Below are 14007 nucleotides of genomic sequence, written 5' to 3' on the forward strand. Positions count from 1 at the left end.
AGCCATTGTTACGCAGGTGAGTGAATGGTATTTCTCATTTAGAAGCCGTATGATAAAAGTGCTGGTCAGTGCCTTGATAGTGCCATGTTCCACAGTTTCGCACCCTAGCACGAGTATTGCTTTTTCCGGGCCTGGTGCGTTATTCCTGTGATTGGTCTCGTGAAGATCACCCCATCCCGCACAGGAGGTCCGCCGATGGCCGAGCTCGTCCCGCCGTCGCACGCTCGACGGCAGCGGTGCCTCGGCATCGGCGACCCCGGCGCGGTGGCCGCCGTCGCGCGCGGCGGCGGGCTCGGGGTGCTCGACGGCGCCGATCCGGCCGCCCTCCGGCTCGTCGCCGCGCGGGTCCGGGTGCCCTACGGCGTGCGCACGGACGGCCCGGTTCCCGAAGGTGCCGCGTTCGCCGTCCGCACGCGGGCGCCGTGGACCGGCGCGCTCGCCGAGGTGTCCGATTCCGTTACAGCCGCGGAAGCTGTCGCGGGAGGCGCGCTGGGGCTGCTCGCCCGCAGTGGTGAACTGAGCGACTTCGTTCTGCTGCAACAGCTTCTGGGCCGGTTCGACGTCCCGGTGTGGGGTCGCGTTGCCGGGCCGCGGACGGCGGTGGGCGCGCTCGCCGGTGGCGCGGCCGGCGTGCTGCTGGAGTCCACTGTGGAAGCGGACGTCCGCCGGGTCGTCGGCGCCGAGGTCCCCGCGGTGACGAAGCCGGACCGGCTGTGCCGGACGCTGGGCAGCGCGCTGCCGGTCGTGCAGGGCCCGATGACGCGCGTGAGCGACCAGCCCGGGTTCGCGGCCGCGGTCGCCGGCGCGGGCGGCTTCCCGTTCGTCGCGGTGGCCACGGCGGACGGCGCGCGCACCACGGACCTGCTGACCCGCACCGCCGAGCGGCTCGGCGACCGGCCGTGGGGCGCGGGGATCCTCGGCTTCGTGCCCGACGACCTGCGCGTCGAGCAGCTCGCCGCGATCCGGGCCGTCCGGCCGCGGTGCGTGCTGATCGCGGGCGGGAAACCCGGTCAGGTCAAGGCCTTGGAGGCGGACGGGATCGCGACGTTCGTGCACGTGCCCTCACCGGTCCTGCTCGGCCAGTACCTCGACGCCGGGGTCCGCCGGTTCGTCTTCGAAGGCGCCGAGTGCGGCGGGCACGTCGGCCCGCTGCCGAGTTTCGAGCTGTGGGAAGAGCAACTGGCCGTGCTCGGTGCGGCCGAAGACGTCGAGGTGCTGTTCGCCGGCGGGATCCACGACGCCCGCTCCGCGGCGATGGTCACCGCGATGGCGGCGCCGCTCGACGCGGTCGGCCTCCTGATGGGCACCGCCTACCTCTTCACCGAGGAAGCCGTGGCGCACGGCGCGATCACCGGGCTGTTCCAGGAACGGGCGCTCGCCGCCGGCGCGACGGTCACCCTCGAAACCGCGCCGGGCCACCGCACGCGCTGCCTGCCGAGCCCGTACACCGCGGAGTTCGAGCAGGTCAAAGCGGGGCTGCGGGACGTGCCCGCGCAGGAAGCCTGGCAGCGCCTGGAAGAGCTGAACACCGGACGGCTGCGCGTCGCGAGCAAGGGCGTCCGGCGGGACGGCTCGCCGCTGGACGAAGGGACCCAGCTCGCCGAGGGGATGTTCATGGCGGGCGAGGTCGCCGTGCTGCGCGACCGCCGGACGACCGTCGCCGGGCTGCACCGCGACGTCACGTCGGGGAAAACCTTTGCCCGGCGGGAAGAACCGGCGCCGCGCGACAGCCGGGACATCGCCGTCATCGGGATGGCCTGCACCTTTCCCGGGGCGCCGGACCTCGAAGCGTTCTGGTCGAACGTCCTGCGCGGCGCGGACGCCGTCACCGAGGTCCCGCCGGACCGCTGGGACCATTCCGTCTACTTCGGACAGTCGACGTCGAAGTGGGGCGGGTTCCTGCCGCCGGTGGCCGTCGACCCCCTGGACCACGGCATCCCGCCGTCGGCGATGGGCAGCATCGACCCGGCGCAGCTGGTGTCGCTGGAGACCGCGCGCCGGGCGCTGGCCGACGCGGGCTACGCGAACCGCGACTTCGACCGCGAGCGCACGAGCGTCGTGTTCGGCGCGGAGGCGGGCGGCGACCTGGCCAACGCGGGCACGCTGCGTTCGCTGCTCGACGGCTACCTGGCCGAGGTGCCGCCCGAGCTGCTGGCCCAGCTGCCCCAGCCGACGGAGGACACGTTCCCCGGCACGCTCGCCAACGTCATCTCCGGCCGGATCGCCAACCGGCTCGACCTCGGCGGCGCGAACTACACGGTGGACGCGGCGTGCGGTTCTTCGCTGGCCGCACTGGACCTGGCTGCCAAGGAGCTGCGCGCGGGTACCAGTGAGCTGGTCCTGTGCGGCGCGGTCGACCTGCACAACGGCATCCACGACTACCTGATGTTCACCTCGGCGGGCGCGCTCTCGCCGACGGGCCGGTGCCGCCCGTTCGACGCGGCGGCCGACGGCATCGCGCTCGGCGAGGGGGTGGCGTGCCTGGTGCTGAAGCGGCTGTCCGACGCCGAACGCGACGGCGACCGGATCTACGCGGTGGTCAAGGGGGTGGGCGCGGCCAGCGACGGCAAGGCGCTGGGCCTGACCGCGCCGCGGCCGGAGGGGCAGCACCGCGCGCTGGAGCGGGCCTACCGCGACGCGGGAGTGTCCCCTGTGGACGTGGGACTGGTGGAGGCGCACGGAACGGGCACGGTGGTCGGCGACGCGACCGAGCTGCGCACGTTGACGGGGTTCTTCTCGGCGGCGGGTGCCGCGCCGGGGGCGTGCGTGCTGGGGTCGGTGAAGAGCCAGATCGGCCACACGAAGTGCGCGGCGGGTCTGGCCGGGCTGATCAAGGCGGCGCTGGCGCTGTGGCACGAGGTGGTGCCGCCGACGCTGCACTTGACCGCCCCGAACGCGGCCTGGGACGCGGAGACGAGCCCGTTCACGTTCACGACTTCGGCCCGGCCCTGGGCGGAACCGGCCCGGCTGGCGGGGGTGAGCGCGTTCGGCTTCGGCGGCACGAACTTCCACGCGGTGCTGGGCGCCGGCCCGGTGGCCCCGGACCGGCGGCACGGGGTGCGGGACTGGGCCCCGGAAGCGGAGCAGGCACTGGCGGACCTGCGGCGCGCGGTGGCTGACCGGGCGGCGGGGCGCGCCCGCGGTGAAGAGGCCGGGGCGGGCGGTGCGGGGAGCCGGTGGGCTGCTGCCGACCTTGGCGGGGTCGGGGCGGGCGGTGCGGGGAGCCGGTGGGCTGCTGCCGACCCTGGCGGGGCCGGGGCGGGCGGTGCCGGGCGAGCCTGGACCTCAGCGAGCGAGGCTCGCGCGGCCGATCCCGGCAAGGTCGCCTTCCTCTTCCCCGGCCAGGGCAGCCAGCGTCCCGGCATGCTCGCCGACCTCTTCGTGCACTTCCCCGAACTCGCCGACCTCCTCCGGCTCGCCCCCGATGTCGCCGCGAAAGCGTTTCCCCCGCACGCCTTCGACGCCACTGAGGCCCAGGAACGCGCCCTCACCGACACCCGTGTCGCGCAGCCCGCGCTCGGGCTCGTCGAAACCGCCGTCGCCACGCTCCTCGCGCAAACCGGCGTCCGGCCCGACTTCGTCGCCGGGCACAGCTACGGCGAACTCGTCGCCCTCTCGGTCGCCGGGGCCTTCGACACCGAGACCCTCCTGCGCCTGAGCCGGGCCCGCGCGCACGCCATCGCCGACGTCGCCGAGCCCGGGACCATGGCCGCCGTCAAGGCGCCGCGGGACCTGCTCACCCCCACCCTGATCGGCCCGGACGTCGTCGTCGCCAACCACAACGCGCCCGAGCAGGTCGTCCTCTCCGGACCCGTCGCCGCCGTCGAACGGGCGATCCGGCGGTTGCGCGAAACCGGCGTCGCCGCCCAGCGGATCCCCGTCGCCTGCGCCTTCCACAGCCCGCTCGTCGCCAAGGCCGGCGACCTCTTCGCCCATGAACTCACCAGGGAGGCCATTGCCGCTCCCCGGCTGAAGGTCTGGTCGAACCGCACCGCGAAACCGTACGAAGGCGACGTCAAAAGCGAACTCGCCGCGCAGATCGGCGCGCCCGTGCGGTTCCTCGACCAGATCGAAGCCATGTACGAAGCCGGCGCGCGGACGTTCGTCGAGGTCGGGCCCGGCCGGGTGCTCACGGGGCTGGTCAAGGAGATCCTCGGCGACCGCCCGCACACCGTCGTCGCGTGCGGGCCCGACCTCACGGCCTTCCTGACCGCGCTGCGCACCCTCGCCGAAGCCGGTGTCGACGTCCGCACCGAGCGCCTGACCCGGGCACCGCGCCCGGCCCCGTCCCCGACCGCCTGGGCCGTCGACGGGCGGTCCGCCCGTGCGCCCGGTGCCGAGGTCCCCGCCCTGCCCCCGGCCCGACGAATCCGGAGTTCCGCCATGACCCAGCCCGCGAGCGGCCGCGACCAGGCCGTCGTCGACTTCCTGCGCACCACCCGCGAGCTCGTGGCGGCGCAGCGGGAGGTCATGCTCGGCTACCTCGGCGGCGCGCCCGCGCCCGTCGTCGTCCAAGAGCCCGTCCGGATTCCGGAACCGCAACCCGAGCCCCAGCCCGAACCCGAACCGGAACCCGAAGCCGACGTCCTCACCACCGTCATCGGCGTGATCAGCGAACGCACCGGCTACCCGGCCGAAATGATCGCCGGCGACCTCGACCTCGAAGCCGACCTCTCCATCGACTCGATCAAGCGCACCGAGATCGCCGGGACCCTGCTGGGCCGCCTCGGCCTCCCCGCCGACGACCGCACCGACCAGCTCAGCCGCGACCGCACGGCGAACGCGCTGACCGCGCACCTGGAGAGCTGGCTGAACCCCACACCCGCCGCGGCCGCGCCCACCCGGTACCGGCTCGAGCGGGTGCCCGTGCCGCTGGACCCGGACCCCGGGCGGCTGCGCGGGAAGACCGTGGCGGTACCGGACGACGCCGTGCGCGCCGCCTTCGCCGCGGCCGGGGCCGAGGTCGTCACCGGGGACGCCGACATCACCGTCCTGACGGCCGGCGACGCCCCGGACCTGTTCACCCAGCTCAAAAACGCCAAGGGCACGGTGCTCGTCGCGGCGAAGCCGGGCACGCCGGGCCTGCGCGGCCTGGTCCGCTCGGCCGCGCTGGAACGCGACGGCGTGACGAGGCTCGTCGAGGTCACGCAGGACGTCGCGAAAACCCTGGTCGACGAGGCCCTCAGCGACGGTCCACCGGTGGTGGGCCACGACGACGCCGGCCGGTTCACCATCGAGCCGCGGCCGGCGGACCTCCCGTCGATCGCCTACTCCGGCGCCGGGCCGGGCGGCGGGGAGCTCGCCGCGCTCGGCCTGGGCCCGGACTCCGTCGTCCTGCTGGTCGGCGGCGCCCGCGGCATCACCGCCCGGGCGGCGATCGCGTTCGCCGCCTCCGGCTGCCGGCTCGAGCTCGCCGGCCGGACGCCGTGGCCGGGCGAGCCGGACGACCTGCCGGAAGACCCCACGGCGATGCGCGCGGTGCTGGCCGGTCGCGGCGGCTCGGTCGCCGAGATCGAACGCCGCGTGCGGACCGTGCTGGCCCAGCGCGAAATCGGCCGCACCCTCGACGAGATCCGCGCCGCCGGCGGCAGCGCGGGCTACACCTCGCTCGACGTGCGCGACCCGGACGCCGTGCGGCGCCTCGTCAAGAACCTGCCCAGCCGGCTCGACGGAGTCGTCTTCGCCGCCGGGGTCATCGACGACAAGCTCATGGTGGACAAGGACGAAGCGTCGTTCCGGACCGTGTACGAGACCAAAGTGGACGGCGCGCGGACCCTCCTCGACGCGCTCGACGCCGAACCCGGGTTCGTCACGTTCTTCGGCAGCATCGCCGCGGTGCTCGGCAACCGCGGCCAGACCGACTACGCCGCCGCGAACGACGCCCTGGAGGCGCTCGCCGAGAGCCGGCCCGGCCGGGCGGTGACCGTCCACTGGGGACCGTGGGCGCCCGCGGCCGACCACAGCGGCATGGTGTCCCCGGAACTCGCGCGCGAGTACGAGCGCCGGGACATCAGCCTGCTCGACGCGGACGCGGGCACCGCCGCCCTGCTGCGTGAACTCGCCTACGGCACGGACCGCGCGGTGCTCTACACGGCGTCGCTGTGGTGAGCCAGGAGCCGGTCGCCATCGTCGGCATGGGCGTGTTCCTGCCCGGCGCGTCCACAGTGGACCAGTACTGGCGCAACCTCGCCGGCGGCGTCGACGCCGTCACCGAGATTCCCGCGCACCGCCGCGACCCGGCGTTCCACGGCCACGACAGCACCGCGCCGGACCGGACCCACGGCCGCCGCGGCGGGTTCACCCCGGACCTCATCGAGTTCGACCCGGTCGCCCACGGCGTCCCGCCGACGTCCCTGGAAGGCACCGAGCCGGATCAGCTGACGGCGCTGGCCGTCGCCGTGACCGCCGTCGAGGACGCCGGTGGCCTCGGCCGGCTCGGCGACCCCGAGCGGATCGGCGTCGTGCTCGGCCGCGGCGGCTACCTCTCGCCCGGGTTGCAGGGCTTCGACCAGCGGGTCCGCACGGTCCGGCAGATCACCCGCACGGTCGGCGAACTGTTGCCGTCGGCCGGTCCGGACGTCCTCGACCGGCTGCGGACGGCGCTGCTCGAACCGCTCGGCGAGTTCCGGCCGGAGACCGCCGCCGGGCTGGTGCCGAACCTCGCCGCCGCCCGCGTCGCCAACCGGCTCGACCTCGGGGGCCCGGCGTACACAGTGGACGCCGCGTGCGCGTCTTCGCTGGTCGCGGTCGACCAGGCGATCGGCGAGCTGACCCGGCACCGCTGCGACGTCGTCCTGGCCGGCGGCGCGCACCAGACGCACGACGACACGCTCTGGTCGTTGTTCACCCAGCTCGGCGCGCTGTCGCCGAGCCAGCGGATCAGCCCGCTTTCGCGCGAAGCCGACGGCATGCTCATCGGCGAGGGCACCGCGCTCGTCGTGCTCAAGCGGCTGGCCGACGCCCGGCGCGACGGCGACCGCGTGTACGCCGTGGTCCGCGGCAGCGGGACGTCGAGCGACGGACGCGGCGCGAGCCTGCTCAGCCCGTCGGTCGCCGGGCAGACCCTGGCGCTGCGGCGGGCCTGGGAAGGGCGGGATCCGGCGGAGATCGGCCTGCTCGAGGCCCACGGCACCGCAACGCCGGCCGGCGACGCCGCCGAGCTGACCACCGTCGCCGACGTCTTCGGCCAGGTCGAGGGGACGCGCTCGGTGATCGGCTCGGTCAAGTCGATGATCGGGCACACGCTGCCGACGGCCGGGGTCGCCGGCCTGGTCAAGGTCGCCCTCGCACTGCACCACGGCGTGCTGCCGCCGACGCTGCACTGCGCGGATCCGAACCCGTTGCTGGACAAGACGCGTTTCCGCGTGCTGGCCGAGGCCGAGGAGTGGGGCGCGCTGCCGCGGGTCGGCGCGGTCAACGCGTTCGGCTTCGGCGGCGTCAACGCGCACGTCGTGCTGGAGGCGGGGGACCCGGCACCGAAGCGGCGGGTGCGGGTCGACGAGCCGGAACGCGTGCTGCGGCTGGCCGCGAACACCCCCGAAGAGCTGCTGGAGCGCCTCGACCGGCCCGGTGAAGGCGACGGCGACGGGCCCTGCCGCGTCGGGATCGCCGGCCCGGACGAGCGCAAGCTGGCCACGGCCCGCAAGGTGCTCGCCAAGGTGGCCGCGACGGGCAAGCCGTGGCACGGCGGCGGGGACGTCTGGTGCTCGGTCGACCCGCTGCTGCCGTCCGGCAAGATCGCGTTCGTCCACCCGGGACTCGAAGACGGTGCCGAACCGCGGATCGACGACGTGGCGAAGCACTTCGGGCTCGACCGTCCACGGTGGTCGACCGCGAGCGTGCTCGACCGCGCGACGAGTGTGTCCGCGTGCGGGCTGGTGCTCGACCAGGCGCTGCGGCGGCTGGCGATCCGGCCGGACGCGCTCGCCGGGCACAGCGTGGGCGAGTGGACCGCGATGCAGTCCGCCGGGATGTACCGGCCGGTGCCGGACCTGCCGGCCCGCTACTGGCCTGGTGGGTTCGAGCTGCCCGACGCGGACTACCTGGTGCTGGGCTGCCCGGTCGAGCGGGTGACCGGGGTGCTGCCGGACGACCTGGTCGTCTCGCACGAGAACGCCGCGAAGCAGACGATCGTCTGCGGGCCGCCCGAGTCCGTCGCGAAGTTCGCGGAATTCTGCCGCGGCGCCGGGATCGTGGCGCGGACGCTGCCGTTCCGCTCCGGCTTCCACACCCCGCTGATGCGCCCGTACCTCGCGCCGTTCGCCCGGCTCGCCGCCGAGCTGGACCTGCGGGAGCCGGCGCTGCCGGTCTGGTCGGCGACGACCGCGCGGCCCTACCCGGCCGAGCCCGACGCCGTCCGCGAGCTGTACCTCGTGCACCTGATCCGCCCGGTCCGGTTCCGGGCGCTCACCGAGGCGCTGCACGACGCCGGGTTCCGCGCGTTCGTGCAGGTCGGCGCCGGGCAGCTCGGCTCCTACGTCACCGACACGCTCGGCGAGCGGCGGCACCTGGTCGTCGCCGCCGCGTCCGGCACCCGGTCCGGGCTCGCGCAGCTGCGCCGCGTCGCGACCGCGTTGTGGGTCGAAGGTGGTGCCCCGGACTTCGAAGCGCTCGAACCGCGGCGGATCCGGCTCGCCACCGGGAACTCCATGCTGTCACTGGGAGAGCAGGCCCGCGGCCTGCTCGACGACCGCGCCCTGCCCGCGCTGCCCGACGGGGTGCCGGACGCGATCGTCGCCGAGTTCACCGCGCTGCTCACCGAGACCCGGCAGACCGCGGCGGACGTCGTCGCCGCGGCCGCGCGCCGGCACACCGAGTCCACTGTGGACGTCTCGCTGGCGGCGATGCCGTACCTGCGCGACCACCGGTTCTTCCGGCAGCGGGAGGGCTGGCCCGACGAGTCCGACTTCCGGCCGGTCGTCCCGGCGACGACGCTGGTGGACCTCGCCTGCCGGACCGTCGAACGCACCTGGCCGGGCACGACGGCGGTCGCGGTGCGGGACGCGGTGTTCTCGCGCTGGCTCATCGCCTCCCCGGCGCGGCGGGTGCCGTTGTCGATGAGCCGCGAGGGCGACCACGTGACCGTCGAGATCGGACCGTACGCGCTGATGACCGTGGAACTGGGGACGTACGCGCCGCCGCCGGCACGGACCGCGGTGCCCGGGCCCGAGACAGCACCGCCGTTGAGCGCGGCCGAAATCTACGCGCGGCGCGAGATGTTCCACGGGCCCTCCTACCAGGGCCTGGCCCGGCTGACCGGGCTCGGCGAGCAGCACATCCGCGGCGAACTGGTCGTGCCCGGGGCGCCGGGCGGGCTGCTGGACAACGTCGGCCAGCTGCTCGGCTGCTGGCTGATGGCCACCCGGTCCGACGGCCTGCTCGCCTTCCCGCGGTCGATCGGCAGGCTCACCTGGCACGGGCCGGAACCCGTCGCGGGCACGCGGCTCGAGTGCCTCGTCCGCGTCCGTCTGCCGCGGCCGGACGTCCTCGAGATGACGGCCGAGCTGGTGCGCGACGGCCGCGTGCTGGCGAGCGTCGAGGGCTGGCGGGACGTCCGGTTCCCCTGCGACCGCGCGGCCCACCGCGTCTACGCGTTCCCGGCGGAAAACCTCCTGGCGGAACGACGGGCCGACGGTTCGGTCGCGGTCACCGACCGCTGGCCGACGGTCGCCGCGCGGGACATCTACGCGGGGATCTACCTCAGCGCCGAAGAACGCGCCGAGTTCGCCGCCGTCCCGCCGCGGCGGCAGCGCGGCTGGCTGCTGGAACGCATCGCCGCCAAGGACGCCGTCCGGGCCCGGCTCGCCGAACCCGTCTACCCGGCGGAAATCCGCGTCCACGCCGACGGCCGGGTGTCCGGCCGCGGCCGCGCACTCCCGGACTTCGCCGTCGCCGTCGACCTGACCGGGGACACCGCCACCGCACGACTCAGGAGCACGCCATGACCATCGACCACGCGTCCGCCGTCTTCGACGTCGTCGCCGAGCTGCTGACCCAGCTCACCGGCGACACCGACGTGCTCGGCATCGAGATCACGCCGGACACGACGTTCCACGAGGACCTGCAGCTGGAGAGCATCGACCTGGTGACCTTCGCGAGCATCCTCGCCGAGCACTTCGGCGCGGACGTCAACCTCGCCGAGTACCTGGCGGAAAAGGACCTCGACGACGTCATCGGCCTGACCGTCGGCGACATCGCCCGGTTCGTGGGGGAGCGCACGTGCCCACGATGACCGTGAACGGGCTGCGCACCAACGTGCAGCTCGTGCCCGCCGGTGGCACCGAGACCGTGGTGTTCCTGCACGGCATGGGCACCGACAGCCTGGCCAGCTTCTACCTCACGCTGGCGCCGCCGGTCGCGGCCGCCGGCATCGACGTCATCAGCTACGACCTGCGCGGGCACGGCAAGACCGAGCGCCCGGAGCGCGGCTACACCCTCGGGGACTTCGTCGCCGACCTCGACGACCTGCTGACCCAGCTCGGCGTCGACCGGCCGGTGCACCTGGTGGGCAACAGCTTCGGCGGGACGCTCGCCTACAGCTACGCGGTGGCCAACCCGTCGCGGGTCCGCAGCATCGTGTGCATCGAGTCCGAGCCCGCGACCGAGGTGTGGGCGGGCAAGATGGCCGAGATCCTCGCGCACACCGTGCGGTTCCTCCAGGTCGAGGAGAGCTTCGACTGGATCGAGGCCAACTTCAGCGCCCACCACCGGCGGCTCGCGCGGATGGCGGCCGAGCGGATCACGTCGACGACGATGGCCGAAGAGGTGCCGCTCGGGCCGCTGCTGACGTGGGAGCAGGTGGCCGCGATCGGCTGCCCCGTGCTGTCCATCCTGGGCAGTCACGGCTACCAGGCCGACGACCTCGAAGCGTTGACGTCGTTGCTGCCGCACGGCGAGCTGCACGTGTTCGAGGGGCAGGGGCATTCGGTGCTGGTGGAGCAGCACCGGGAAGTGCGCGAGCTGGTGCTGAAGTGGGTCGAACGGCACGCGGCGTGAGGTTCCTGATCGTCGTGCCGCCGCTGGCCGGGCACGTGGCGCCGTTGCGCGGAGTGGCCGCGGCGCTCTCCCGGCGTGGACACCAGGTGGCCTGGTGCGGCCCGGACCCCGAACTGTCCACTTTGGTCTCGGGGCCGGTGTTCCCGGCCGGGGACTCCGGGCAGTTCTCCCTGGCCCTGCGGCCGCCCGGGCTGCGCGGGTTCGCCGCGTTGAAGTACCTCTGGGAGTCGTACCTGGTGCCCTTGGCCGACGCGATGGTGCCGGGGGTGGCCTCGGCGGTCGCCTCGTTCGCCCCCGACGTGGTGGTGGCCGACCAGCAGGCGATGGCGGGGGCGCTGGTGGCCGCGCGGTGCGGGCTGCCGTGGGCGACGTCGGCGTCGACGTCGACCGAGCTGGCCGATCCGCTGGGTTCGCTGCCGAAGATCGCGTCCTGGGTGGACGACCTGCAAGCCGGGCTGCGCGCCCGGCACGGCGTGCTGCTCGGCGACCTGCGGTTCTCGCCGCACCTGGTGCTGGCGTTCACGACCCGGGCACTGGCCGGCGAGTCACGGCTGGCGGTACCGGTGTCCTACGTCGGCCCGGCGCTGCCCGAAGCCGCGGGCGAGTGGTCCCCTGTGGACGATCGGCCGCTGGTCGTGGTGACGCTGGGGACGTCGAACGCTTCGGCGGGTTCACGGTTCCTCGCCGAGTGCGTCGACGCGCTGGCCGGGATGCCGTCCGTGCGGGGACTCGTCGTGGACCCGTCCGGTGGGCTGGTCAGCGAAAGCGTCGAGCTGGCGCCACGGATCCCGCAGGTGGCGGTGTTCGCGCGCGCCTCGGTGGTGGTCTGCCACGGCGGGCACAACACGGTGTGCGAGGCGCTGGCGGCGGGGGTGCCGCTGGTGGTGGCCCCGATCCGGGACGACCAGTCGATGCTGGCCCAGCAGGTCACGGCCGCGGGGGCGGGGGCGCGGGTCCGGTTCGACCGCGCGAAGGCGGCGGACATCCGCAAGGCGATCGAGGCAGCGGAACAGTACCGTCCGGGCGCGGCGAAGATCCGCGACTCGTTCGAGGCGGCGGGCGGTGCGGAGGAAGCGGCGACCCAGCTGGAGTCACTGGGCTAAGCGCGGTTGCGGAAGGTACGGGCCGCCAGCACCGAGCCCGCCACCGCGGCCACCGCGGCGATCACCAGGGCCGTCGCCACCGACCAGCCGATCGGGCGCGCCAGCGCCAGCGCCCGGGTCGCGTCGATCGCGTACGTCAGCGGGTTCACCGCCGAGACCGCGCGGACCCACGCCGGCATCGTGTCCAGCGGCATGTACGCGCTCGAGGAGAACATCAGCGGGAACATCACCACAAAGGACGCCGCCTGCAGCGTTTCCGCCTTGCGCAGCCACGTCGTGATCGCCACGAACACCCAGCTCAGGCACCAGCCCACGACGAGCGTCAGCACGAGCGCCAGCCCCAGGCCGAGCACCCCGCCCGCCGGGCGGAACCCCAGGAACACCACGCTCGCCAGCGCCGTCACCGCCAGCTGGACGCCGAGCCGCGCGCCGTCGGCCAGCGTGCGGGCCACCAGCACCGAGAACAGCGAAATCGGCAGGCAGCGCAACCGGCCGGTGAACCCGCCGTAGATCTCCGCCAGCAGGCCCGCGCCCGAACTCATCGCCGTTGTCATCGCGATGTTCACCAGCGTCGCCGGCACCAGGAAGTTCACGTAACCCTGGTACGCTGCGACGCCCGGCAGCGCCCCGACGCCGCTGAACACCTGGCTGAACAGCAGAAGCAGCACCACCGGCTGCAACAGTCCGAAGAAGACCAGCCGCCGGTCGCCGAACGCCGTGCGCAGCGATCTTGCCGCCAGCACGCGGACCTGCGTCCAGAAACCGGATTCCGGCCAGGCCGCGGGGTCGGCGAGCGCGGCCACCGCCATGCGGTGCCGGGCCTGCGTCACGACGCCACCGCCGTCCGGTGCAGCGACAGGTAGACGTCGTCGAGCGTCGGCTCGGTCACCGTGAGGTCGCGCAGCGGCGCGCCGGCCGCGTCGAGCGCGCGGACCAGCACCGGGATGTCGCCGGGGCCGCTCAGCGGCACCGAGAGCACCAGTCCGGTGCGGCCGGCCGCCAAACCCAAGCGCGCCAACGCGTCCACCGCGCGCCGCAGAGCCAGTTCGGTGCCGAACGTCAGCGTCGCCGTCCGGTTGCCGAGCCGGGCCTTGAGCTGTGACGGCGTCCCGGCGACCGTGATGTGGCCGAAGCCGAGGACGACGACGTGGTCGGCCAGCCGGTCGGCTTCCTCGAGGTACTGGGTGGTCAGCACGACGGTGGTGCCTCGCGCGGCGAGGCCTTCGACGACCGACCACAGCCCGGACCGGCTGACCGGGTCGAGGCCGGTGGTCGGCTCGTCGAGGAACAGCACCTGCGGCGCGCCGACGAGGCCCGCGGCCAGGTCCAGCCGCCGCCGCATGCCGCCGGAGTACGTGCCCGCCGGCCGGTCGGCCGCGTCTTCCAGGCCGAACGACGCGATCAGCTCGGCCGCCCGTGCCTGCGCCTGCCGCGGTCTCGCGCCCAGCAGCCGGGCGATCAGCACCAGGTTGCCGCGGCCGGACAGGGCGTCGTCGACCGCGGCGAACTGCCCGGTGACCCCGATCCGCCGCCGGACCGCGCGCCCGCGCCGCACGACGTCGTAGCCGCACACGCGGGCGGTGCCGCCACTCGGGCGGACGCGCGTGCTGAGGATGTCGATCAGCGTGGTCTTCCCGGCGCCGTTGTGGCCGAGGACCGCCAGGACCGCGCCGCGGGCGACGGACAGGCTGATCCCGGCGAGCGCGGTGACTTCGCCGTAGGTCTTCGCGAGGTCCGTCACGGCGATGACCGGCTGGTTCATGGCCGCTCCTTTCCCTGCTCGCGAAAAGATATCGGGAAACGGCCGGTGCGAGCAAGAAGATCGCCGCCATTCGCCGGGCGCGTGACAATTTTCGCGACGCCGGATAGCACGCGCGTGACAAGCGTTGACCTGCGTGACCCTTCGGGT

The 14007-nt window shown here is 74.1% G+C and carries 7 protein-coding genes; 5 read left to right on the forward strand and 2 right to left on the reverse strand.

The window, feature by feature from the left end:
- Positions 1-195 precede the first annotated feature (195 nt).
- Genes ACWEVP_RS18535 through ACWEVP_RS18555 form a run of 5 tightly spaced genes read left to right on the forward strand, consistent with a single transcriptional unit; the run spans position 196 to position 12098 of the window.
- The gene (locus ACWEVP_RS18535; protein WP_452063753.1) at positions 196-6108 is read left to right on the forward strand and encodes an SDR family NAD(P)-dependent oxidoreductase; all 5913 of its coding nucleotides are present in this window, start codon (positions 196-198) and stop codon (positions 6106-6108) included.
- Entirely contained in the window at positions 6102-9944 is a 3843-nt protein-coding gene (locus ACWEVP_RS18540; protein WP_452063754.1) for a beta-ketoacyl synthase N-terminal-like domain-containing protein, read from the forward strand. Before ACWEVP_RS18535 ends, ACWEVP_RS18540 begins: the two co-directional genes overlap by 7 nt.
- Positions 9941-10231: an acyl carrier protein gene (locus ACWEVP_RS18545; RefSeq protein WP_364465269.1), complete on the forward strand. Its 291-nt coding sequence runs from the start codon at positions 9941-9943 to the stop codon at positions 10229-10231. Before ACWEVP_RS18540 ends, ACWEVP_RS18545 begins: the two co-directional genes overlap by 4 nt.
- Entirely contained in the window at positions 10219-10995 is a 777-nt protein-coding gene (locus ACWEVP_RS18550; RefSeq protein ID WP_452063755.1) for an alpha/beta fold hydrolase, read from the forward strand. Before ACWEVP_RS18545 ends, ACWEVP_RS18550 begins: the two co-directional genes overlap by 13 nt.
- Positions 10992-12098, forward strand: coding sequence for a glycosyltransferase (locus tag ACWEVP_RS18555; protein ID WP_452063756.1), 1107 nt, complete (start codon positions 10992-10994; stop codon positions 12096-12098). The genes ACWEVP_RS18550 and ACWEVP_RS18555 overlap by 4 nt, the downstream gene beginning before the upstream one ends.
- On the opposite strand, the gene ACWEVP_RS18560 is transcribed toward ACWEVP_RS18555, so the two are convergent.
- Positions 12095-12928: an ABC transporter permease gene (locus ACWEVP_RS18560; protein WP_452063757.1), complete on the reverse strand. Its 834-nt coding sequence runs from the start codon at positions 12926-12928 to the stop codon at positions 12095-12097. The two genes, ACWEVP_RS18555 and ACWEVP_RS18560, sit on opposite strands and share 4 nt — an antisense overlap.
- The gene (locus tag ACWEVP_RS18565) at positions 12925-13860 is read right to left on the reverse strand and encodes an ATP-binding cassette domain-containing protein (protein ID WP_452063758.1); all 936 of its coding nucleotides are present in this window, start codon (positions 13858-13860) and stop codon (positions 12925-12927) included. Before ACWEVP_RS18565 ends, ACWEVP_RS18560 begins: the two co-directional genes overlap by 4 nt.
- Positions 13861-14007: the final 147 nt, after the last annotated feature.

It is taken from the genome of Amycolatopsis sp. NPDC003865 (assembly GCF_053605345.1).